This is a genomic window from Thetidibacter halocola (assembly GCF_018224955.1).
In the GTDB taxonomy this organism is placed as follows: Bacteria; Pseudomonadota; Alphaproteobacteria; order Rhodobacterales; family Rhodobacteraceae; genus Thetidibacter; species Thetidibacter halocola.
Genome location: NZ_JAGTUU010000010.1, coordinates 1 through 22713, shown reverse-complemented (window position 1 = coordinate 22713; position 22713 = coordinate 1). Strand labels below are relative to the sequence as shown.

Below are 22713 nucleotides of genomic sequence, written 5' to 3'. Positions count from 1 at the left end.
CCCGGCTCGATGTTATTGACAGCAGCCAAAGCAATTCCTCGTGGTCATCGCCAGGGGTGAAAAGGGAGGGACCCTTATCAGCAAATACGCACCTGGAAGGTAAGACACGCATCGACAGCGGTGTCTTCGTTCGACGTGACCACGTTAGACCAGGCGAGAAATAACTACATTCTCGGTGCAATACCCAATTTGCTGTTTCTCCTAGATAGGGATACTTCTTTAGCAGTGCGGCTTCGAGTTCGCGTGCGTCATCCTCCCAATTCACAGCGAGATAAACGTCAGCGTAAAACGGTGAGTATGCGCCCCCTTTTGCGAATGGAAACCAGCGTTCGGTGGGACCATCAAGAGCGTCGAGCTCCCACCACACCCTCAGAAATCGAAAGTCTTCTTTCGTTGACCCACCATGTTGGGCTAACCGCCCTGCGTCGCCGATCCTATCAAGACTACCAAATGCATCCCTCATTGAATCAGTGGCCCAATAGGCAAACGGCGCGCCTGGGAGCGTTTCAAATCCTTCCGCCGAAACATCGAAAATTCGCTGATCAACAAGGTTGCTCCTTGCTGCAAAAACTGCTTCCGACAAAGCAGCTGACTTATCAGTATCAGCAAGCAACCTTAAAAACAGGGTCATGGTCGGCGCTCCAGTACATATGCCGCGGCTTCAACTAACGCGTCATCCATTACCCCCAAACCTAAGTCTGCCATGGTCAAGGGCTGCGAGACTCCAAGCACCACTTCTTCACGCCATTTTCGATAGCTTGAAAGAAAAAAACATGTGCGAGAAGTAATGGCGCCGACTAGTCCATTGGGCCTTAGCATTTCCAGTCCGCGCTCGACAAAGATCGCCAAGAGATCGTTCTTGCTGCAGGGATAAGCCTTGCCTAGTTGTGTCTTGGTTCCCGCCGACAATGCGCCGAAGGGCGGGTTCATTACGACCACATCGAACACTTCGCGGCAGTGGTCGATCATCCGAAGGCCCTGAATGGCATCCTCAGCGAACAGCCGCCCCTGATATGTGGCACGCGCGGCGCGTGCAAATTCGTTCAGGGCTTCTTGCAAACGCGACTCAGCCTTTTGCCATTGCGCCATGTCCTCTTCGCGGAAAAGGTCGCCATGCTCACCGAACACAGCGCGCACGAGAGCTGGCAATTCCTTCTCAACCTGCAACAGTACCCCAAGCTCTGGCAGGCCCTTGAGTAGGAACAGCGTCCTCTCGAACAGCTCTGCATCCAGGGGGTCGAGCTCTTCCATGAACCGCTTGCGCAGGTCCACCTCGGCCGGGGGCGCGACGGCCGCCACCACATGCCCACGTCCCACCTGGGGCCGATCCTTGGCCTTCACGCCCGCCTCATGCCAGGCGCGCTGCGCCCGCAGCCACAGCGCCAGCGATGCGATCTGCGCCGCGCGCGGGTCGATATCGACGCCGTAGATGTTGTGTTCGATGATCAGCCGCGGCACGTCGTGCAGGAACGCGTCCTGGTCGGCATAGGTCTGGCTGAGCGGTTTCAGATCGGCGCTGCCGCCGGTTTCGGTATCCAGGCAACCGGGGCCATGGGTCTGCTCCCACGCCCAGGCCTCGCGATAGATCTCCAGGAACAGATCAAAGGCATAGAGCCCGAAATGCATCGACCCGCAGGCCGGATCGAGAAGCTTGATCGTGCGCGGGTCGCGCAGGCGCTTGGCGGGTTCGGGCTGCTCGTCCGGTTTCACCAGTAGGTATTGGCAGCGGTCGCGCAGGTCGGTCTGCCCGCCCGTCCAGTTGAACCAGAGCCGTCCCAGCGTGTTGTCGACCAGGAACTCCACCACATAGCGCGGGGTGAAGAATTGGTTACGCACCGCCAGCTCACGGCTGTTGCGCGGCGCCTGGGACGCATCGCGCATCGCTTTGCGCTCTTCCTTCGAGTTGAAGTACTGGTAGATCCAGCCGATCGTCTCATCCTCGACCCACAGCGGTTCGATCTCGCCGTGATTGATGAGGGCGAGGACCTGGATCAGCGCGGCCTCACGCGGGAACAGGCGGCCCTGGGGCGAGTAGCGGTCGAAGAGGCCGGGCAAATCCTGTGACAGCTCGTCAAAGACGCTCTGGAGATAGACGCGGTAGGCGTCGCCGGTTTCACCCAGGCCGGTGCCTGCCAGACGGGCGTAGAGCTGGAACCCCTTGGCCTGGTAGCCGTTGCCGACGGATTCCATCAGCAGCCCGCGGGCCTCGGCCATCCTGAGTGCCGCGAGGCGGTTCAGGACGGTGAAGGCCTGTTCGCGCACGATGCGGTCGAGCCCAGTCTTTGTGTCGGTGTCCGCGCTGGCGCAATAGTGGGCCAGCGTGTCGCGCAGGATCCGCGCCGTCTCGCGCTGTTGGTCATTGATGTGGCGTAGGCTTTCGAGCGGAGAGGCCGTGCCGGAAATCGGATCCAGCCCGTAATCATTTTGGAGCTGACGGGTAAATTCCTCTTCCAGCGTGCGGCGGGCATCGGTGACGAAGCGCTGGAGGCGGTTACGGGTGGACTGATCAAACGCCATTCCTACTCCTCACTGCCGAAGCTGAATGAGACTTCGATTTCGTCGTAGAGCGCGAGCTGGGATTTGATCTCGTTGAGTTTGAGGATAAGCGCGTCCAGGTCAGCTGCCGTCGTCATTTTGGTGGGCACAGAAACAGCTTGCTCGAACCTGGCCGGGCCCTTCTTGCCTTTCTCAGCGCGCTCGTCCTCGATCCGCTGGCGGATGCGCTCCTGTCCCTGGCGCTGAATCGAACGCCGAAGCTCTTCGATCGTGCTACTGATGTCATAGTCGCGGGCAAGCAGCTTGCGTAGCCCCGCAAGGTCGTGGGTCGCCGTCAGTTCAAGACTGTCCAGCTGGCCGATGGCGCTGCCACGCTCTTCCTGGGTTAACTCTCCCCATTCAGGCACGCGCTGAAGCTCCTCCGCGCCTTCCTTGATGCGCTGTTTTTGCTGATCTGAAAGCGAAATCACAGCCTCACGGACGCGGCCTTTGACATGCGTGAGCAGCGAGCTGAAGTCCGCACTATGCTTGTAGAAGTCCGCAGTCTTTAGGCGCTCCGAAAGTGCCAATAAATCTTCGCTTAGTTCGTTCCGCAGTTCACCTGGCACGCCTGTATCGGGGAGCGCTTCGATATCTTGGCGATGCCACTGGAGTTCGCGCAGGGTTCCATCAAGGCCGTTGTCCAGCGCACGCTTCACCTCAAGTGCCCATTTGAGGTTGTCGAAGAGGGCTGACGTCTCCGCCCCCAGACGCTGCGGTGCGTCTGACGCGTCGGTGAACAGGACGTCCGCAAGTTCCTGGTTCATCACTCGGACACGATCGCCTCCGGCAAGCCCCAAACCGCTGAGCTTCTCTCCCAGCGAGCCGTAGTCGTGTTGGAAGCGTGGGAAATGCTTTGCTGCGGCTTTGCTGATTTCCTGTTCAAGCGGAATGACAATGTCACCAATTAACTCGGTAAGTCGATCGGCCGCACGGCCAAGCGTTTCGTTGGACGGACGCTCATCCCGAAGGGCAACACCAATCTGCTTGAACGAATTGTTTGTCTTGAGCGCATCGATAGCCTGCTGACCAGCCGCCGTCACCTCTCGACCGGAAACCTTCAATTTGATCTCTCCAGCCATCAGCATGGCCGCAAGAATGTAGCGGGTCGTGTCAGGCGACCATCCAAAAGGATCGCTACTGAAGTCGTCGAGCAGCCGCTTCCCATCTACGGTGCCGCGTTTGTCAATGTAGTCTCGAATGCTTATCATCGCCTTGTGGTCGGTCTTGAACGACGCTCGACCCGAGGTGGCTTGAACAAGGCCAAGCGGATCAATCCCGCTGCTTATCGCGACAGGATTGGCCACCTTCAGGAATTTCTCAGCAGTATCGGTACCTGCACGCACAGGAGCCTCGACATATCTATCGAACACCTGCGTCGCTACATCATTCAGGAGCTTCTTGGCTGCATCCAGCAGATTGGGATCAAGTGCAGACACTGCTGTCGCCTGGCCACGAAAGACGAACGACCCAGCTTGGAGCGTTTGCTTGATCTTGCTTTGAAGTTGTGTGGCCAGCTTGGCCGCCCTATCCAATTGACCAGAGCAGTAGTCGCGGACCTCCTGGTCCGGTTCGTTTCGATGGAGTTCTGCAATGCGTTGGCACCGATAGATCTCGTTTGCTAAGTCATCCAATTCCGCATTGGAGCGCGCAAGCAGACCGATAATGTTCCGCCCAGTACGGCTGCGAGAGTCGTCAAGCATCCTGTTGCGCGCTGCATCATAGTCAGTGGCAGCCACCAATTCCAGGACTGTCTGGACGGTGTTCTGATCTCCGGCAAGGCTAGTTATGGCACTGCCAGACTGGACTTTGATCCCAGAAGCAACAGCCAACGTCCCGTGAAGGCTGACCCTTGGCAAAGGGTCAAATACTTCACGCACAGAGTCGCTGAAGATGCGCCGGACATCGACGGAGCGAAGTGCCAGGGCTCCACGCTCTTGCTCGATGTCCCGAAGTTTCTCGCTCAAGAAGACGAGGTTGCCGTCCTTCTCTCCGAGCGGAACCAACACATCACCCAGCATCTCATCAACAGCTTCTTTTACCTTGTCGAGTTGGGACCCTGAGGTGACAGATGGATGCATCAAGCTGGCGACATTCTGGACGCTAACTGGCAAGTTCCCGAGGATCTGAAGAACCGCGACTGATTTCGCGATATTTTGATGGAGGTCGTCATCTGGGAAGCGGATGAGCACCTTGCCGACAGCCTGATGTATAGACGGGAAAGCTCGTCGAATATCCTTCTCAAGTTCGTCGTAAAGCGTGACGGTCGTCGCAAGCCAGCCAACCGGTTGATCAGCCATAGCGGTCGATCCGCCTTCACCCTTCAAAACATCCTGAATGACCTTGATGGCTGATCGTAGGCCAATGCCGCCGGTCGACTTGGCTAGAGCGCCGAGCAAGTGGAGAAGAATGTCAAAGTGTGCGGGGAGAAACGGGTACAGGTTTATGAACGTCTCGCGGCTGAAGTCGGCATCGTAGTATTTTGCGTCTTGAAGCCGCGTGTTGTGTCGCAGCGCTTGACCATGCGCGTCAAACAACTTCCCGAGCTGCTCTTCACCGCTAGGCGATTTTCCTAGCAACCGCCGATAGCAGATTTCCTTGATATCACTTGATTCCAGGTCGATCTGAATCGGAAAACGATCCTTCAGCTTGTAAAGCTTATCTGAGTTGAGTGCGGCCCGCGGATCGTCTTCGGTGAGCGTTTGCTGAGCCGTTGAGATTATCCAGACTTTGCCATCTCCGAGACGTTTCAGGTTCTTGGCAAGACCATCCAGGTTGAGGATCAGGTTGTCGCGAGAGGCAACATACTGGCCGACCTCATCGACGATAAAGATGATGTTCTGCTTGCCACTCTTGGAGCGAACAATGTCGATCATTTCCTGGACGCGTTGGTCTTCGAACTGGAAGAACCCGTCTGTGCTAGAAGAGAAGCTTCTCGCTTCTGGGAACAACGCCGGATACATCTCGTGCGCGATCTTGGGGATCAGGCCATCAATGGCGAGAGGGTTGTTCTGTACGCGATCCCATGTCGCTCCTGGCAGAGCTTGTGCGACGAGTTGATGTAGCTCTTCGGTGCGGCCATCTTTTTCAACCATTCGCTCAAATGCCGCGACCTTCAGGTTACGGGAGTAGCCAGCCCATTGGAGCACCTTAAAATAGAGGACGGTGGATACTTCCTCCATCGTCGCGCCTGCAAGCATCTCACTTGCCAGATCGAGCATCACAACGGCCGCAGGAAAACGCTGTGCAACCGTGTTCAGCAGAGCTTTGGTTTGCGGCTTATGCAGACGATCCTGCAGATATTTGATGAACGGGGTGCTTTCGATCGTGCGCTTGTCATCGAAGGCAAGGCCAAGGTATTTCGTGAACGAGCTTTTGCCCGATCCATAGAAGCCGGAAACCCACACGCCCACTTCATTTTCGCCGCCGGCCTCCATTGCGAGTTGCATGCGATCGAGAAGCCGTCTGAACTGCTCCTCGATGCTTTCAGTCACAACGTATTCGGCAATCTCCGATTTCAGGCGATCTTCCTGAGCAGCGCCATACGTAATGACCTTCTCGATGGTCCTGTAGATGTCTTTGCTTGGATCGAAGAGAGATCTGATGCTCATTTTGGTATCCCTGAAACCTTTCTGCCTCTAGCCGCCAACGTGGACAGAGCGGTAATTGCCGTCTTCGGGATAGAACCCGAGAAATTTTAGGCGGGTCTTGCCGGTTCGAACCCCTGGGTAGAGGAAGATCGTCGGCACATGAAACTTGCCTTGGAGTTGGCTCTCGATCGCGCCAATTCGGAGGAACGGATGCAGCGCCTCGAGGTCTGTGACCAAGAGCAATGCGCTCGGGTTGCCCTCAAGGGGCTTCAGAGCGTCCTCCAACCTGCGCAATAGGCCGCCAGCATTCGAAACAATATCTGCTAGCGCCAGGTTCGTTCGGGCCCAATCACCAGGGGAGGCTTTGTCCTGTTGAACGCACAATGACCAGAAGGGGTCTTCCTGCAGAAGTTCCCACAGATTTTCGGCCACCGAGAAGACGTGGACGTCCCAGCCTTCTTGGTGCAGCTTTGCCTCCCAGGCGGGGGTTTGCCGCTTAACTTCCAAGATCTGCTCCGGAGAAAAGATAAGGTAGTAGATTGGCTCGAAGCTCGCATGCCCGAGTTCGCGGCCATGCCGAATCCTCTCTCGAAGTTCGTCAAAGTCAGCCCTTAGCGAGGACATCGCAAAGCTCCTCCATGTCGTGTTGCTTCCAGCCCACCCGCACGACATCTCCAGCGGCTTGGATAATGATGAGACCTTTCAGTGAAAGACGCTTCATCTCATCAAGTACGTCGTCCCGCTCCAACCCAAAGAGCTTCCAGTCGTCATGGTTCAGGACGGCATTGTCGCCGATGCCACGGAAATGGAGCTCGTGCGCGAGATATGCACTTGTCGTGGCTGAAATTCGAAACGGAAGAATGCGCCGACTTGACCGCAATCCACGTTCAAGCAACCCATAGTCGGCACAACATCCAGTTAGGTATGCAGATACTCGTCGGACCGTCGATTCAGACCACCGTTTCGATGTCTTCCCATCGTCAATTCCCCGTTCTACAAACGCTCTTGCGTCGTCGCTGGAGATCTCTTGGTAGCCGCCCGCGTAACGTGCCCAGTAGACGTCGCGAATAAAGTCGCCAAGAATGGGGTTCGCTCGACTTGTAAAAACCAGCATGAGCTGGACAAGCTCTGATGCGGGGAGTTCGGCGGATAATTTCTTCAAATGCAGTGCGGGTTCGCCATCGGCCGTCAGGTAACGCGGTGCAAAGCACTCCGAGACAATGTTCCGTAGGCGTCGCGCAGTAATTTCGGGAAATCTCCCGGACTTCAGCGCAATTTCATGCAACTGGCTCGCCGACATGCCCGGTGACCACAACTCGAGAAGAGCTCTCGTCTCGTTCACAAGGCCAAGCCCTGCCTGCAATTGAGTTGTGTATGGCGCCCGTTCCATCATGCGACCAAGTAGGGAAGTGCGTGTGTGTCGGATGACAGCGCGATCTGGTAGATCGCGCCAATTTTGTCCAAAAGAGCGGATGCGCGGAGTTCGTCGATCTTTCCAACCAGCACGGGTCCGACAGCCTCTCCAGCTGCTCCATTGCTGACCTTGGAAAGAGCGTTCAGAGCGGACGCCCGATCAACGATCAAGCCGGGATCAAAGAGCTCGAGCAGTTGTGCCTGCACCATTTCGTGCAGGTCTTGTTCGATCTCTTCTGGAAGCCGGAAGATATGGAATGAACCCACGCTCAAGTTTTCGTCGTGGAACCGACGTGCTGCCTCCACTGCGCCATGGTACTGTGCGAGAGGAGCTGTTCGGGAAAACACCGGCTCGAGAAACCGAATGCTCGACGTCTCGTAAAACGATGTCGGCCACCAATTGCACTGCGATTTCTCACCGAGGAACCCGACAAGATATCGAAGCGCTATTATCCGCCGCATAAAAGTGGACTGTTCACTAAGAACCATCTAGCCTTCACTTTCAATAGAGCTGCCCTGTGGGAAACCTGTGATTGGGGACATAAGGACAATTTGCTGCTCTTGAGGAGGGCGGGCTGCCACGTTGTTGTCGAGCCCCAGTCTCTTGAGAGCATAATAGAGAAGCGCCCGACGAACTTGGATCGTTGCTTTGCCATCTCGCATTCCATAGTCGAGGGCGATCACCTTCTTCTGGCTTTCAGACAACTCTGGGTGGGGGGCGATCTCAAGCGTGACATGCTCTTGCCAGTCCTCATCGGCGGCATCCGTGACCTCACTGGCTTCAACGCCGCGCGTCGAGATGATGCGGGAGAGTAGGAAGTCCTTGAACATCTCGTCCATCTTGCAGAAGGCCCGCGTGTGCCATCGGAAGCCATCGAACCCGATGGCATGGGGCGCGATCCACCGCCAACAAGGCTCAGGGCGTGACAGCGACTGATACTTCACCTCGATGGCCTCTGAACGGCGGATGGCGCCGACAACGGATCGGAGAATGACAGGGTTTACGCCGCGGGTAGGCGTCGGTGCGGCATCATATGACGGCAGCTCAGCGATCCAGGTATCTTCGCTGTCCATTATGCCATCAGCCAAAGAGCGCAGCTGCGCGAGGTAGCGACTGGCGTCAGGCTTGAGGAACTGCGGCTTGAACTCAGAGCCGCGGACGTAGGTCCGCGCGCTCTTGTCGTAGACCATGTTGTCTGGCGCGAAGCCGATGTAGCGATTCAGGTCGGTGGACGCCTGGTTCACCGAGACCCCGAACTGGTCCATCAGATCGCTGCGGTTCACATGTCCCTCCCAGAACAAGCGGAACTCTATGAACTCGAGGCGCTGCTCGACGCCCCATCGAAGTTCCGACCTGTCGTTGTCCATCACGCTCTCCCGGCTCGGGCGATGCGCACGATAACTATGCGCGCCCATTTACTGGGCCTGAGCCGAGGCTAGCCGAGCCGGGAAGGTGGCGCAATCGAAATGCGTCGCAAATCAGAGCTTTGGCGCGTGACTTGCGGCGGGGGGTGAGACATTCCACTGCCGCCATTGCGGCAGGAAGTTGCATGCGGACGTGAACGGCGCCCGGAACATCGCGAAGGCGGTAACCGGTCAGCCGGCGGATCAAGAGACGACCAAGGGGGACGGACGTTCCGCTCTCCCCGGTCTGTCATCGCCCGCCGGGCGGAAACGCTCGCGCAAAGCCTCGTCGTCGCCCCGGACCCGGAGCGTCACGCTCCGCGATCTGGTCCGGCGCTTCGACGAGAGCATGACGGACCTCCGTGCGGTCTCGCGACCGCGGCGGGGAAAGTCGGGCGCCAGGGAGAGCGCCCCGGACCCAAGGCTGACCAACCCCTACTGGAAGCGCCATTCGGCGCTCCTGAAGGGGAGGTCAGATGGACCCCGAAATTCCGTAGCTGCTGGATTTGCAGTAGCTACATAATCTCCACTTCCGCGCGCAGGACGGGTATTTCGCTGCCGATCAGACCTCCTTCTGGGGCTGCAAGGTCGGTTGAGGGAAGCACCCATGGGACGTCGACGATCCCGGGACGGTTTCCTACGAACGGATGCACCTGCCCCCTGACCAGCTGGCGCTCATTGGTCGAAGAGTTCGATGGATTACCAAACTCCCTGGGGAGAGGTCGCCTCGGGCGGGAATGGCTGCTGCTTTATTGCGACGGCGCAGGTCCGTCGCAAGTGCGCGCGTCGGGCGCCCTTGCGCGTCGGTCTACCCGAGTGGTGAAAACGAGGCCGGTGCCAGAAAGAAACTTTCCTGGTGCACCAGGTAGGGAAGGATCTTGGGCACGAAAGCCTGCCATTCAGGGTCTGCACCCAGTTTGGCACGCTGTTCGGTCCGGTGCCCCAGGTCATTGTACGCCCAAAGAAACACGATCGAGTTGAGCGTCCCGCTCTCTGTCGTCCAACATCCGACGAGCTTGGCATAACGGGTAATGATGTGGAGTCCCTCGGCCTCGTAAAGCTTCAGGAACTCGGGCGCCTTGCCGGCAGAAACGCGGTAGGTTCGGTGTTCATAGATCATAGATGCCTCCGGCGTGATGTCGCGAAATAGCGGTTGGCCCGAGACTACGAGCGGATCGCAGCGTTTCACAAGCATGAAGTCGTCAACTGATTACTTGCTTGGTGCGCTTGCTGCAGCCACGGTCAGCATGTATCGGTGCGCAGGCGCGGTGAGATATCCCGGGCAGATACGGGGAATCCGACTTTGAAGGCGAAATCGGAAGCATTGAGGGACGCGGCGACAGGCCGGAAGTCAGCCGAGTCAGCTCGGCCCAAGGCAGGGCGGAAAAGGCTGCCGCACGCGGAACGCAAGGCGCAGATACTGAAGACGGCCACGGAGTTCTTTGCCGATAATGGTTTAACCGCCCAAACCCGCCGCCTGGCGGATGAATGCGGGATCTCGCAACGGCTGCTGTATCGGTTTTTTCCCACCAAGGAGGACCTGCTGGACGAGGTCTACCGGCAAGAGATCCTCGGCGTGTTCAAACCGACCTGGTTTGCCGAACTGCAAGACAGATCCCGCCCCGCCGAGAAACGTATCATATTGTTTTACGAGGATTATCTCAAGGTCACCCTGACACGGAAATGGTTGCGACTGTTCATGTATGCGTCGCTGTCGGAGGCGCGCATGGCACCCGACTACATTTCGGCCATCGTCACCCACCTGATGGAGGTCATCGTGCGCGAGGTGGCAGAGGAAAAGGCTGTGACCCTGCCCGACGACCGCACCGCGCTGCACGAGATGGGATGGACACTTCACGGAGCGATCTCGCACTACGCGATCAGACGCCACCTTTACAAGGCGAGCAATATCCTGCCCGAGCAGAAGGTCATCGCAATGCACGTCCGCACATTCATGGTGGGCTTCGAGTCGATGGTGCAGGACTACGCCGATCATCTGGACTGACCCCGACCCGAGGCGTGGATCGCACTTTTCGACCTTGTTAGCGCCGCGTCCCGCCCACAAAAGCGGCATTTGCCGGATACTGCCCTACAACATATGTCGTCAGTTGACGACTTATAGAATCTTCCCTAGCGTTCTTGTCGAGGGCCAGGGTGTTCGAGGTCAGCGTCTAAAGACCGCCGCGAAGTTGGCTCTGCTCGCAGTCAAGTCGAAATGAAAGGACGAGACCATGTCACGATTTGCGAAGACTCACCTTGGACGGCGCGACTTCCTGAGGACATCTGCTGCGGCAGGGGCACTGACGCTGGCCACGCCCGGCTTGCTGCGCGCACAGTCGGCGGACATTCACATGCAGACCTGGTCGGCGGCAGTCGACACGGTGCAAAGCCACCTTGCGGCGTTCACGGCCAAGACAGGGCTGACGGTGGACTATGGCAATTCGCCCTATGCCCAGTACCGCGACGCCATGGTGACGAAATTCGTCGGTGGCGCGCCGCTCGACATGATGTGGGTCTCCGACGCCTGGCTGCCGGAATGGGCCGAGGCGGGCTGGATCGCGCCGATCGACGAGAATGAGACCTTGATGGCGTACAACGCCGAGGCCGACGATTTCTGCACCAACTCGATGACCTATGGCGGGCGGCAGTACGGCTTGACCTATTACTCGGACTACATGGCGTTCTTCTACGACGCCGAAAAAGTGGCCGCCGCCGGGTTCGACGGCCCGCCGACGACCTGGGCCGAAGTGGTCGAGCAGTCGCTGGCCATGAAGGAAAAGGGCATCTCGGAACATCCGATGATGCTGGCCATGGCGCAGGAAAGCTGGCTGATCGAGTTCATCTCGGCGCTGGTCTTCTCGCACGGGGGCCGTTTCACCGACGAAGCTGGCGCATCGGTGATGACCTCGTCGCCGGGCGTGCAGGAGGCGCTGCAGTGGGTCGTGGACGCGGTGAACACCCACAAGATCATCTCCCCCGCCTGCGTAGAGACCGGCGAGTTGAACGGGCTCAAGGCGTTCTCGTCGGGCAACCATGCCTTTGCCATGATCGCGAAGTACCGGCTGCGCACCCTGAACGACCCGGCGCAATCGTCCATCGCGGGCAACGTGAAGCAGGCAATGATGCCGATGGGTCCGAACGGATCGCACGCCACGGTCGGCTGGATGCGGTTCCATGGCATGTCTGCGGCCGCTGCCGCCGACGCGACGCGTGCGGCCAATACCGCCAAGCTCATCGAATGGTTCGGCGGGAAGGCGGATGGCGCCTACACTTTCCAGAAGCTGCTGTTCCTCGACATCGGCGCCGGTTTCGGCACCAAGCCGCTTTTCCAGGATCCGGACATTCGTGCCGCCTATGACTCCTACGGCGATGTCGACATGATCCAGGCACAGCAGGCGTTGGCTCAGAAAAAGGATGTCGTCACCCCGTGGTTTGGAGAGTGGAACGAGACCAACGGGTCGGCCTGGCAATCGGCCATCATCGGAAACACCGATGCGGCGGCGGCGGTCAAGGCGTCTTCGGATCTGTGGACCGAATTGAAAGACGCCTACTGAGAAGCGTCCAGCGGCGCGGGGGAGTACCCGGCGCCGCCAGACCTGTCTGCTGACCCCCGAAGGAGGACTTGATCGTGACTGCGACCGACATCCCCCACACCCGCAAGCGTGGCGTGTGGGATCGCATCGGCTATGAAGAACGCAGCGCGCTGGTGTTCCTTGCCCCCGTGATGGCGGTCCTGATGGCCGTCGCGGTCTTTCCGATCCTCTATTCCTTCTACATCAGCCTGTTCCGCATCAAGCTGACCCGCCCGAACCGCCAGCCCTTCATATGGTTCGAGAACTACACGGACCTACTGGGCGATCATGAGTTCTGGATGTCCGTGGGCCGGACGGTCACCTTCACGGTCACCTCTGTCGCCGCGATCGCGGTGATCTCGCTCTTGATCGCGCTCTTGTTGAACGAGCAGTTCCGGGGCAGGCGGTTCCTGTCCACAATCCTGCTGATCCCCTGGGCCATTCCCTACGTCGCCAACGCGCTGATGTGGAAATGGATCTACGACTCGGGCTACGGCGCCTTGAACGGTGTCCTGTACCAACTTGATTTTATAGACAAATACATGGTCTGGCTTGGGGATCAGGACAAAACGCTGATGTTGATCGCCAACGCCTTTGTCTGGAAGGAAGTGCCGCTGGCCACGATCCTGTTGCTGGTGACGCTCAAATCCATTCCCGATGATCTCTATGCCGCGGCACGCGTCGACGGCGCCACGGTCTGGCAACGCTTTGTCCACGTGACGCTGCCCGCGATGCGGCCAGGCTTCATGCTGGTGATGATCTACGAAACCATGATGGCGATACGGCACTTCGACCTGTTCTTCGTGTTGACCGAAGGCGGGCCGGGCAGCGCGTCGCATGTGCTGTCCTGGCACATCTATGTCGAGACATTCCGCAACCTCTCGTTCGGAAGCGGCGCGGCGATGTCCTATGTCCTGGCCTTGGCGACGTTCGGGCTGTCGTATTTCTTCATCCGCACATTGGGACGGAGGATGTGATGGACACGGCCATCCAGGTATCCGAACAATCACGCCGGGACGCCGAAGGCTATCGCCGAGCACGCCTGCGGGCGCTCTGGGTGCGGCGCATGGTGATCTTCGTCAGTGCCGTGGTCCTTTCGATCTACGTCCTGGCCCCGGTGGTCTGGCTGGTGTCGTCGTCGGTCCAGACCGAGGCCGAGATCACGTCGGTTCCGCCGCACTGGATTCCCGAAGAGCCCACCCTGCAAAACTACCGAGCGATCTTTTCCGCGACCGAAGAGGAAGAGATCACCTATGAAAACCGCAGCGGGGTCGACCCCGTGTCGGGCGGCTTCATCCCGTCGACGGCGAAAAGCCTGCTTCCGGCCATGGGCAACAGCTTCATCGTGGCCTGTGCCGTGGTGGTGCTGAACCTGCTGGTTGGGGTACCTGCCGCCTATGCCATCGCCAAGATCCGGTTCATGGCGCGCAACGCGTCGGTCTATTTCATCCTGACCACACGGGTCATCCCCGACATCGCGCTTGTGGTGCCCTTCTTCCTGATGATTAAGAACCTTGGCCTGCTCGACACGCTCTCCTCGTTGATCATCACCTACCTCGCGGTCACGGTGCCGTTTACCGTCTTCATCCTCGTGCAGTATTTCGAAGGCTTGCCGGACGAACTGGACAAGGCCGCCCGCGTCGATGGATGTTCGCGCTTCCAGGCGTTGATCCATGTCTATCTGCCGCTGTCTCTGCCGTCGCTGGTGGCGGTCGTGCTCTTCACCTTCCTGACCAGCTGGAACGAATTCCTGCTGGCGCTGATGTTCACCCAGACCGAAGCCTCGCAGACGCTGCCCATCCTGCTGGCGGCCTTCACCTCCGACTTCACCATCAGTTTTTCGTTCATCAATGCCGCTGGCGTTCTGGCCATCGTCCCGCCCGTCATCGTGGCGATCGTGTTCGAACGCTACATCGTGTCGGGCCTGACTGCCGGCGCGGTGAAGGGCTGAGAAAGGACCACCCGTGGCGCGCATCCAGTTCAACAAAGTCAACAAACGCTATGCCAACGGCTTTCACGCGGTGAAAGACCTGAACCTGGAAATCCGCGACAAGGAATTCCTTGTGCTGTTGGGACCGTCCGGTTGCGGCAAGTCCACCACGCTGAACATGATTGCGGGCCTGGAAGAGGTGAGCGACGGCGAACTGTTGTTCGACGACCGCATCGTCAACGATGCACCGCCTCACAAGAGAGACGTGGCGATGGTGTTCCAGTCCTATGCACTCTACCCGCACAAGTCGGTGTACGAGAACATCGGCTTTGGGCTGCGGATGCGGCGGATGGACAAGGCCGAGATCGACCGCCGCGTGCGCGACGCCGCCACACGGCTGGAGATCACCCATCTGCTGGACAGCCGTCCCGGCAACCTCTCGGGCGGGCAACGTCAGAGGGTGGCCCTTGGCCGCGCCATGGTGCGCGAACCCGCGGTGTTCCTCATGGATGAGCCGCTGTCGAATCTCGATGCGGCCCTGCGCATTTCGATGCGGGCCGAAATCAAGGAATTGCACCGGACGATGCAGACAACCTTCGTCTTCGTCACGCACGATCAGGCCGAGGCACTGACACTGGCCGACCGCATCGTGGTGATGCGCGACGGCGTCGTGCAACAGATCGGTACGCCCGACGATATCTATGAGCGGCCGCGCAACACGTTCGTCGCCTCGTTCCTGGGCAGCCCACCGATCAATTACCTGGACGGCCAGATCGACACCGTCGATGGCGGCAGCCTGTTTCGCCGGGGCGATCTGTCCTTGCGGCTGCCCCCGCATGTGGCCGAGCGTCTGGCCGGGCAAGGGGGGCGCCATGTCACCCTGGGTATCCGCGCCGAAGATGTGGATGAACGGCACCAGGCTGGGGCTGACAACCTGTTGCGGGCGCGCGTCAAATCGGTGCTGCCCATCGGATCGGACCAATACCTGGGCGTGCATTTCGACAAGCAGGAGCTTTACTTCCGCGTCGGCAAGGATCTGGCGCACAAGCCCGGCGAAACCGTCGACCTGGCGGTCGATCTCAGCCGACTGCACGTCTTCGACCCGGAGACTTCCAGATCCCTGATCTGGGAGGACGGTGCAGCGCAGTGAAACCCGCCCCCTTCACCTATCACCGCCCCGCTACGCTGGATGCGGTTCTGGACCTGCTGGCCGCGCATGGCGCAGATGCGCAGATCCTGGCGGGCGGGCAAAGCCTTGGGCCATTACTGAACCTGCGCATGGCGATGCCCGAGCATGTGATCGACATCAACGACCTGGCTGACCTAGGGCAGATGCGTCGGCGGGACGACTGGTTCGAGATCGGTGCCCTGGTTCGGCATCATGCCGTGGCCACATCGCCCGAGGGGCGCCGCTGCATGCCTCTGCTGGCCGCTGCTGTCGGCACCATCGGTCATTACGCGATCCGGCAGCGTGGCACGATGGGGGGCAGCCTGGTGCAGGCGGATCCGGCGGCCCAGATCCCACTTGTCGCCCTGGCGCTGGACGCCGAGGTGACGATCCAGTCCCGCAGGGGTGTCCGGTCTGTTCCGGTGGCAGACTTCGTGCTGTCTGCGATGGAGGTTGCCCTCGACGATGATGAAATCGTGACCGGCCTCGGCTTCCCGCTGCAGTCCCCAACGCAGGGCTGGTCATTCCAGAATTTCTGCCGCCGCCGGGGCGACTATGCCCTGGCAAGCGTGGCCGTGATCCTGGACCTCGCAGAGGATGGCACTCTCGCCGATCTGCGCTGTTGCGTGGGCGGGACCGCGCCGGTCGCGCAGCGCCTTGCCGACCTCGAAGCCGGGGCGCGAGGACATCATCCCACGCCGGCATGGCAGAGGGACACGGCGCAACAGATCGCGGCGACCGTTCCGGCCGAAGACGACTCGAAAGCCACCGAGGCCTTCCGCCGCGAGATCGTCGAGGTCCTGTCGATCCGCGCCCTGGCCGAGGCGGTGAAGCGTGCCCGAGTAAGCGAGGTGCAGCCATGACTGGACCTGCAAGACGCGAAATCACCCTGTCCGTCAACGGCGAACGTCGCAGTCTGACAGTTGCACCGCGCAAGCTGTTATCGGACGCATTGCGAGAGGACTTGATACTGACCGGCACCCATGTCGGCTGCGAACATGGCGTGTGCGGCGCCTGCACTGTGCTGATCGACGGACGCCCCGCGCGCAGCTGCCTTGCCTTTGCCGTACAGATGGAAGGGCACGAGATCACCACCATCGAGAAGGTCGCCGAGGGGGGTGAGTTCAGCCCGCTGCAGCAGGCCCTGCATGACCATCACGCCTTGCAATGCGGGTTTTGCACTGCCGGGATCATCATGACCTTCCAGGCCTTTCTGGCCGAGGTGCCCGATCCGACCGAAGACGAGGTGCGCGATGTGTTGTCGGGCAATCTTTGCCGCTGCACCGGGTATCAACCCATCGTGGCAGCAATCCTGTCGGCGGCACGCGTCATGCGCGGCGAGGGGCAGGCATGAGCGGCGACACCCTCTTCACCCAGATCGGCCGCGCCCTGCCGCGCAAGGAGGATCGGCGGCTCTTGCTGGGAAAAGGGCGGTTCCTGGATGACATCGTCCTGCCCGGCGCACTGCATGTCTGCTTTGTCCGCGCGCCACTTGCCCATGCCCGGATTGTCGGGATCGACAGCGCAGAGGCGCAGGCCCTGCCCGGCGTGATCGGCGTCTTTACTGGCGCCGATCTGGCGCGCTGGACGACAAAGCTGCGCCTCGAGCCGGCCATCGAGGGGCTTCATCCGGTCCAAATGACGGCCCTGCCTATCGACAAGGTGCGCTTCCAGGGCGATCCGGTGGCCTGTGTCGTGGCCACCGATCGCTATGTCGCCGAGGACGCGGCAGAGCTTGTCGTGGTGGATTTCGAGCCGTTGGATGCGGTGGCGAGTTTCGAAAAGGCGCTGGAGCCGGGGGCGCCTCTGGTGGACGACTCGCTGCCGTCGAACCTTGTGTCGCACCAGACATTTGCGGCGGGTGACGTGGCTGCGCGCCGGGACGAGGCATTTTCCATCGTCGAGGCGCGCTTCGGCTTGCACCGGCACACCCATGCGCCGCTTGAAACCCGCGGTTGTCTCGCCGACTGGGATGCAGGGCGTGAGCATCTGACCTTCCATATCGGAACCCAGGCGCCTCATCCTCTGCGCTCGCAACTGGCCGCCCGCCTGAAACTGGCGGAATCCCAAGTCACTGTCGTCAGTCCTGATATTGGCGGCGCATTCGGCCAGAAGATCGCCCTTTACCGCGAAGAACTGTGCGTCGCGGCCCTCTCGCGCCATCTCGGCCGCCCCGTTCGCTGGCGCGAGGACCGGCTGGAAAACCTGACGTCGGCCAGCCACGCCCGGGAATCCGTTTGCCGTACACGGGTTTCCGTCGCCGCCGATGGGCGGATTCTGGGCCTTGAACTCTGGCTCACCGAGGATTTCGGGGCTTATTGCTTCTATCCTGCCAACTACATGGCGCGCGTGGTCGCGATGATCTTGACCGGGCCGTATCGGATCGCGGACTACGCCTTCGACGTGCAGGTCGCGCTGACCAACAAGTGCGGCAACGGGCCAATGCGCGCGCCCATGGCCATTACCAGTTGGGTGATGGACGGCACCATCGATGCGATTGCCGCGCGGCTGGGTCTGGATCCCGTCGAGGTGCGGCGGCGCAACACGATCCGGGTCGCGGATCTGCCCTATACCATGCCCACCGGCGAAGTGCTGGAGGACGTCACTCCCCTTGAAACGCTGGAGGCGGCAGTCGCGGCAATCGACGTTCCCGGGTTTCGCGCCCGGCAGGCCGAAGGCAGGGAGCAAGGCAGGTATCTGGGACTCGGCCTGTGTACCGTCGTCGAATCCACGACCTATGGCTCGAAGTTCTACAAGGCGGCCGGGATCCCCGGATCCGGGCACGAGGCGGCCTGGGTCCGCATCGAACCCAGCGGCGCCGTCAATGCATCGGTCGGCTTGATGGGCAGCGGTCAGGGCTATGAATCGCCGCTGTCCCAGGCGGTGGCAGAGGGTTTGGGTGTGACGGCCGAGGCCGTGCGTCTGCAGATGGGCAATACCGATGTCGCCCCCTACGGCATGGGCAGCCGGGGTGGGCGCGGCGCCACTGCAGGCGGCGGAACCCTGTATCTCTGTGCGCAAAAGGCGCAGGCCCATGTATTGCGCCTTGCCGCCCATGTCCTGAACCTGAACGATGCCACCGGGTTGCGCCTGCGCGAGGCGCGAGTCGAACGCCTGCTCGACGGCGACTGGCAGCCGACCAGCCTGACGCTGGCCGACCTCGCGCGCACGGCGTACCTGGACCCGACGGCGCTACCCGCCGGGATGGCGCCGGGTCTCGACTTTTCGCTGACCTACGATCCACCGCCGATGACCTATTCCAACGCGACGCACGCCTGCGAGGTGGAACTCACCCCGGCGACAGGCGAACTCCGCATCCGGCGCTACCTGGTGGCCGAGGATTGTGGCACCGTGTTGAATCCCATTGTCGTGCGCGGTCAGCAGCAGGGCGCGGTGGCCATGGGTCTGAGCGGGGCCCTTTTCGAAGAAGTCGTCTACGATGCCGACGGACAGAACCTGTCGGCGACCCTCGGCGATTACATGATCGCCACCGCGACCGAGATGCCGGAGATCGAAATCCTGGCCCTGCACACGCCCAGCCGGCGGACACCCGCCGGAATCAAGGGTATGGCCGAGGGCGGCATCATGGGCGCCATCGGCGCGCTGTCCAACGCGGTGAACGACGCATTGGCCCCCTTTGGCGTCGTGGCCGATCAGATGCCGTTGTCCCCACAGCGCCTGCGCGATCTGCTGCGCGGCGCGACGTCCAAGAACGCTGGAAAGGTACCTCCGAAATGACACAGGATCCCAGGCTTCCCCCAGTCGGTTTCATCGGGTTGGGCATCATGGGCCAGCACATGGCGGGTCACCTGCTGGACGCTGGATACCCGCTGCATGTCTACAACCGAACCGCGTCGCGCACTGCCGCGCTGGTAGAGCGTGGCGCGACGGCACATGACACGCCGGCGGGTTTCGCCTGCTGCGAGGTGGTGATCACCATGGTCGGCTATCCATCTGACGTTGAACAGGTCTACCTCGGAGCGGAGGGCCTGTTGGCCCATGCGAAGGCGGGCACGACCCTGATCGACATGACGACCTCCAGTCCCGAACTTGCGGCCCGCATCGCCGCGCTGGGGGCCGAAAACGGGATTGGCTGTCTCGACGCGCCGGTATCTGGGGGTGACGTTGGCGCGCGAGACGCCAAGCTGGCGATCATGGTTGGCGGTGATGTCGCCGATTTCAACCGCGCCATGCCGCTGTTCCAGAAGATGGGCGCAAAGATCGCCCACATGGGCCCTGCGGGTGCGGGACAGCATACGAAAATGGCCAACCAGATTGCCATCGCCTCGACAGTCATGGGCACCTGCGAAAGCCTGGCTTACGCCCGGGCGGCAGGCCTCGACGCAGCGCAGGTTCTGGAGGCCATCGGAACCGGCGCGGCGGGCAGTTTCCAGCTGAACGTGCTTGGGCCGAAAATGCTGAAGGGTGACTTTGCACCAGGCTTCTTCGTGCATCACTTCGTCAAGGACATGTCGATTGCCCTGGCCGAAGCCGAGCGGCTGAAGCTGGACCTGCCTGGCCTGGCTCTGGCCCGCAAGCTGTTCGATCGCCTCGTCGAGCAGGGCCACGACCAAGACGGCACCCAGGGCCTGTTCCGCCTCTATGGAGCCTCCACATGACCATCGCGCCCGAGATCCGTGCCATGACACCCTTGCTGGAGCAATGGCGTCACGATCTGCACACCCACCCGGAACTGGCATTCCAGGAACATCGCACCGCCGCCTTCATTGCCCGGGAGCTGCGCGAGATGGGGCTCGAGGTGCACGAGGGCCTGGCCGGAACCGGCGTGGTCGGCGTTCTGCGCAATGGCGACGGGCCGTCGATCGGCCTGCGCGCCGATATCGATGCCCTGCCGGTGCAAGAGGCGACGGGCCTCCCCTATGCCTCGCAAACACCTGGCCGGATGCACGCCTGCGGCCACGACGGACACACCACCATGCTGCTGGGTGCCGCCCGCCACATGGCAGCCCATCCACCCGGGCCCGGAACCGTCGTCTTCATTTTCCAGCCAGCCGAAGAGAACGAAGGCGGCGCCCGCGTGATGGTCGACCAAGGCCTTTTCGACCAGTTTCCGATCAGCCAGGTCTATGCCATGCACAACTGGCCCGGCCTGCCCGCCGGCGAGATTGCCGTGCACGCAGGCCCGGTCATGGCAGCCCTGGACACTTTCGAACTGCGGATCACCGGCAAGGGCAGCCATGCCGCCATGCCCCATGAGGGGATCGACCCTATCACCCTCGCGGCGCAGATCCAGATGGCCTGGCAGACCATCATCAGCCGCGCCGTAAGCCCGACCGAACCGGCCGTGATCAGCATCACGCAGGTCATCGCGGGTGACACCCTCAACGTCATTCCCGAACAGGCCGTTCTGCGTGGAACGGTGCGGTGCTTTTCGTCGGCCACGCAGGACCTGCTTCAGTCCGAAATGACCCGCCGGGCAGAGATGATTGCCGATGCCTTTCACGCCCGGGCCAAGCTGACCTATGAAAGGCGTTATCCCGCTACATTGAACGATCCGAAGGCTGTGACCCTAGCAATGCGGGCCGCCGAAGCCACGGTCGGCCGTAGCTCCCTGCATATCGACAACGCACCCAGCATGGCGGCCGAGGATTTTTCCTTCATGTTGAACACGGTTCCGGGGGCCTATGTCTGGCTGGGCAATGGCAGCGCGGATGGCGGCTGCATCCTGCACAGCCCGACCTATCGCTTCAATGACGCCATATTGCCAACAGGCGTCCAGTATTTTGTTGAGGTCGTGCGCCAAGCCATGCAATCCAACGTAGTTTAGTAACCACCTATGGGACAGCCAGGGCGGTACTAAATTTGTGCCGATTCCCTCCTGGCTCTGAATCCTTGACAAGGTTTGACCGGAAAACTCACGGCAGCGGTCATGCGCTTCAGCCGCCGGTTCTCCTCGGCCATCGCCTTCATCTCACTGATGAGACTGGCGTCCATGCCGTCATGCTTCGCTCGCCATTTGTACAGCGTGGTGCTGCTCATCCCGTGCTCACGGCACAGCTCGGCGGCAGGCACACCGCCCTCCATTTGGCGCAGCACACCCATGATCTGGGCTTCTGTGAAACGTGTCTTCTTCATTGGAAGCTCCTCAGTCATCCTGCCGAGAAAATTCTACGTCCGCATCCCCCCTAAGATCGGGGAGGATTACCCGGGCGCTGTCGATTGGAGGACGGTCGTGACCTCGGAGGCCTCATGATCTCCGCAGGTGTTTGCGGACGCTATTTGTAGCTGAAAGACGGCTCTGAGATGTCGCCTTCGCCTGTCATCTCGGGCATTATCTGGCAGTCGATCCCGATGTCGACCACGCGCCCGCCTTTACGATCAACGCAAAAAACATCCAGCCTAGGCGATCCAAAACTGTGGCCTGGGGTTTCGGACGCAAGAATGCATTCGAAACCGACGTGATCGGCCCATTCCGGACCTTCGAGCGACCTGTGGGTGCCGCAGTGCGGCATCGCTGAAACGGTCGTCGATGACGTCGCGCTGCATCACTCGCTCTGTAAAGGTCAGCTATGCGGGACAAGGACGAAACCGCTCTCGCGGTATTGGCGCTTGTGGCGGGTTATGCGCGCTGAACTTGGCGCTGCGATTTTGTAGATGAGCACGCCTGTCAGACGATTGGGACCTTCTCAATCTGATGACAGGAGGTTTCGATGACGGACCGATATGTGCCTGCGCTGCGCCAACGCTTTCTCGAAGACATGCGGATCAAGGGGCTGCAGCCCAAGACGCAGACGATGTATCTGCGGGCGATGCGGGAGTTCACGCGGTATCTGGGCCATTCGCCTGATAGCGCGACACCGGAGGAGTTGCGGGCGTTTCAACTCGACATGAAGGAGCGCGGCGTGGGCGCGCCGACCTTCAATAATCGGCTGACGGTGTTGAGCTTTTTCTATGCCACGACCTGTCCGCGCCCGGAGATGAAGCGGCACATGCGGTATCAGCGGGCAGCCAAGAAGATACCTGTCGTGCTGAGCGCTGAGGAAGTGACGCGTATTCTCGAGGCCGCACCCGGGCCCGGGCTCCGCTACCGGGCGGCATTCAGCGTGGCCTATGGCGGCGGGCTACGTGCGAGCGAGGTGA

The 22713-nt window shown here is 60.6% G+C and carries 18 protein-coding genes and 2 pseudogenes; 12 read left to right on the top strand and 8 right to left on the bottom strand.

What is annotated here, in order from left to right; translation table 11 throughout:
- Positions 1-627 precede the first annotated feature (627 nt).
- The 6 genes from KB874_RS20735 to KB874_RS20710 are packed head-to-tail and all read right to left on the bottom strand — an operon-like array spanning position 628 to position 8906.
- Positions 628-2517, bottom strand: coding sequence for an Eco57I restriction-modification methylase domain-containing protein (locus tag KB874_RS20735; protein ID WP_212538478.1), 1890 nt, complete (start codon positions 2515-2517; stop codon positions 628-630).
- A gap of 2 nt (positions 2518-2519) precedes the next feature.
- Complete coding sequence (gene brxC, locus KB874_RS20730; protein ID WP_212538477.1) at positions 2520-6146, bottom strand: BREX system P-loop protein BrxC; 3627 nt, start codon at positions 6144-6146, stop codon at positions 2520-2522.
- A 27-nt stretch (positions 6147-6173) separates the two neighbouring features.
- On the bottom strand, positions 6174-6749 hold the full coding sequence (locus tag KB874_RS20725; RefSeq protein ID WP_212538476.1) for a BREX protein BrxB domain-containing protein: 576 nt from the start codon (positions 6747-6749) through the stop codon (positions 6174-6176).
- Positions 6730-7518 carry a DUF1819 family protein gene (locus tag KB874_RS20720; protein WP_212538475.1) on the bottom strand — a complete coding sequence of 263 codons (789 nt, stop codon included), beginning with the start codon at positions 7516-7518 and terminating at the stop codon, positions 6730-6732. The genes KB874_RS20725 and KB874_RS20720 overlap by 20 nt, the downstream gene beginning before the upstream one ends.
- Entirely contained in the window at positions 7515-8000 is a 486-nt protein-coding gene (locus KB874_RS20715; RefSeq protein ID WP_249200720.1) for a BrxE family protein, read from the bottom strand. The genes KB874_RS20720 and KB874_RS20715 overlap by 4 nt, the downstream gene beginning before the upstream one ends.
- Positions 8001-8027: 27 nt before the next feature.
- The gene (locus KB874_RS20710) at positions 8028-8906 is read right to left on the bottom strand and encodes a BrxR family helix-turn-helix transcriptional regulator (RefSeq protein WP_212538473.1); all 879 of its coding nucleotides are present in this window, start codon (positions 8904-8906) and stop codon (positions 8028-8030) included.
- A gap of 151 nt (positions 8907-9057) precedes the next feature.
- Between KB874_RS20710 and KB874_RS23410 the strand changes: the two are divergent.
- Positions 9058-9465 (top strand): annotated as a pseudogene (locus KB874_RS23410) (hypothetical protein); the annotation flags it as partial.
- 285 nt (positions 9466-9750) lie between these two features.
- Here the strand turns inward: KB874_RS23410 and KB874_RS20700 are convergent.
- Positions 9751-10062 (bottom strand): NIPSNAP family protein, encoded by a 312-nt coding sequence (locus tag KB874_RS20700; RefSeq protein WP_212538472.1) that lies wholly within the window; start codon positions 10060-10062, stop codon positions 9751-9753.
- 183 nt (positions 10063-10245) lie between these two features.
- Between KB874_RS20700 and KB874_RS20695 the strand changes: the two genes are divergently transcribed.
- The 10 genes from KB874_RS20695 to KB874_RS20650 all read left to right on the top strand — a co-directional run bounded on the left by KB874_RS20695 (position 10246) and on the right by KB874_RS20650 (position 21400).
- Positions 10246-10947 carry a TetR/AcrR family transcriptional regulator gene (locus KB874_RS20695; RefSeq protein WP_212538471.1) on the top strand — a complete coding sequence of 234 codons (702 nt, stop codon included), beginning with the start codon at positions 10246-10248 and terminating at the stop codon, positions 10945-10947.
- Positions 10948-11173: 226 nt separating this feature from the next.
- Positions 11174-12496: an extracellular solute-binding protein gene (locus tag KB874_RS20690; RefSeq protein WP_212538470.1), complete on the top strand. Its 1323-nt coding sequence runs from the start codon at positions 11174-11176 to the stop codon at positions 12494-12496.
- 74 nt (positions 12497-12570) lie between these two features.
- The gene (locus KB874_RS20685; protein ID WP_212538469.1) at positions 12571-13491 is read left to right on the top strand and encodes a carbohydrate ABC transporter permease; all 921 of its coding nucleotides are present in this window, start codon (positions 12571-12573) and stop codon (positions 13489-13491) included.
- On the top strand, positions 13491-14465 hold the full coding sequence (locus KB874_RS20680) for a carbohydrate ABC transporter permease (protein WP_212538468.1): 975 nt from the start codon (positions 13491-13493) through the stop codon (positions 14463-14465). Before KB874_RS20685 ends, KB874_RS20680 begins: the two co-directional genes overlap by 1 nt.
- Before the next feature lie 13 nt (positions 14466-14478).
- A complete protein-coding gene (locus KB874_RS20675) occupies positions 14479-15594 on the top strand; it encodes an ABC transporter ATP-binding protein (protein ID WP_212538467.1) in 1116 nt (371 codons plus the stop codon).
- A complete protein-coding gene (locus tag KB874_RS20670) occupies positions 15591-16475 on the top strand; it encodes an FAD binding domain-containing protein (protein WP_212538466.1) in 885 nt (294 codons plus the stop codon). Before KB874_RS20675 ends, KB874_RS20670 begins: the two co-directional genes overlap by 4 nt.
- Positions 16472-16966: a (2Fe-2S)-binding protein gene (locus KB874_RS20665; RefSeq protein WP_212538465.1), complete on the top strand. Its 495-nt coding sequence runs from the start codon at positions 16472-16474 to the stop codon at positions 16964-16966. Before KB874_RS20670 ends, KB874_RS20665 begins: the two co-directional genes overlap by 4 nt.
- Positions 16963-19350 carry a xanthine dehydrogenase family protein molybdopterin-binding subunit gene (locus KB874_RS20660; RefSeq protein ID WP_212538464.1) on the top strand — a complete coding sequence of 796 codons (2388 nt, stop codon included), beginning with the start codon at positions 16963-16965 and terminating at the stop codon, positions 19348-19350. Before KB874_RS20665 ends, KB874_RS20660 begins: the two co-directional genes overlap by 4 nt.
- On the top strand, positions 19347-20231 hold the full coding sequence (locus KB874_RS20655; protein ID WP_212538463.1) for an NAD(P)-dependent oxidoreductase: 885 nt from the start codon (positions 19347-19349) through the stop codon (positions 20229-20231). The genes KB874_RS20660 and KB874_RS20655 overlap by 4 nt, the downstream gene beginning before the upstream one ends.
- Complete coding sequence (locus KB874_RS20650) at positions 20228-21400, top strand: M20 aminoacylase family protein (RefSeq protein ID WP_249200705.1); 1173 nt, start codon at positions 20228-20230, stop codon at positions 21398-21400. The genes KB874_RS20655 and KB874_RS20650 overlap by 4 nt, the downstream gene beginning before the upstream one ends.
- 91 nt (positions 21401-21491) lie before the next feature.
- Here KB874_RS20650 and KB874_RS20645 read toward each other — a convergent pair.
- Positions 21492-21708: pseudogene (locus tag KB874_RS20645) on the bottom strand (transposase); the annotation flags it as partial.
- Between the two features lie 575 nt (positions 21709-22283).
- On the opposite strand from KB874_RS20645, the gene KB874_RS20640 reads away from it, so the two are divergent.
- On the top strand, positions 22284-22713 hold a 430-nt coding region (locus tag KB874_RS20640), incomplete at its 3' end, for a tyrosine-type recombinase/integrase (RefSeq protein WP_212538462.1).

What these genes read in the sequence shown, in the direction of transcription:
- KB874_RS20735 (WP_212538478.1), bottom strand. Translation starts at nt 2,517, where the DNA reads ATGGCGTTTGATCAGTCCACCCGTAACCGCCTCCAGCGCTTCGTCACC.
- brxC (WP_212538477.1), bottom strand. Translation starts at nt 6,146, where the DNA reads ATGAGCATCAGATCTCTCTTCGATCCAAGCAAAGACATCTACAGGACC.
- KB874_RS20725 (WP_212538476.1), bottom strand. Translation starts at nt 6,749, where the DNA reads ATGTCCTCGCTAAGGGCTGACTTTGACGAACTTCGAGAGAGGATTCGG.
- KB874_RS20720 (WP_212538475.1), bottom strand. Translation starts at nt 7,518, where the DNA reads ATGATGGAACGGGCGCCATACACAACTCAATTGCAGGCAGGGCTTGGC.
- KB874_RS20715 (WP_249200720.1), bottom strand. Translation starts at nt 8,000, where the DNA reads ATGCGGCGGATAATAGCGCTTCGATATCTTGTCGGGTTCCTCGGTGAG.
- KB874_RS20710 (WP_212538473.1), bottom strand. Translation starts at nt 8,906, where the DNA reads ATGGACAACGACAGGTCGGAACTTCGATGGGGCGTCGAGCAGCGCCTC.
- KB874_RS20700 (WP_212538472.1), bottom strand. Translation starts at nt 10,062, where the DNA reads ATGATCTATGAACACCGAACCTACCGCGTTTCTGCCGGCAAGGCGCCC.
- KB874_RS20690 (WP_212538470.1), top strand. Translation starts at nt 11,174, where the DNA reads ATGTCACGATTTGCGAAGACTCACCTTGGACGGCGCGACTTCCTGAGG.
- KB874_RS20680 (WP_212538468.1), top strand. Translation starts at nt 13,491, where the DNA reads ATGGACACGGCCATCCAGGTATCCGAACAATCACGCCGGGACGCCGAA.
- KB874_RS20665 (WP_212538465.1), top strand. Translation starts at nt 16,472, where the DNA reads ATGACTGGACCTGCAAGACGCGAAATCACCCTGTCCGTCAACGGCGAA.
- KB874_RS20660 (WP_212538464.1), top strand. Translation starts at nt 16,963, where the DNA reads ATGAGCGGCGACACCCTCTTCACCCAGATCGGCCGCGCCCTGCCGCGC.
- KB874_RS20655 (WP_212538463.1), top strand. Translation starts at nt 19,347, where the DNA reads ATGACACAGGATCCCAGGCTTCCCCCAGTCGGTTTCATCGGGTTGGGC.
- KB874_RS20650 (WP_249200705.1), top strand. Translation starts at nt 20,228, where the DNA reads ATGACCATCGCGCCCGAGATCCGTGCCATGACACCCTTGCTGGAGCAA.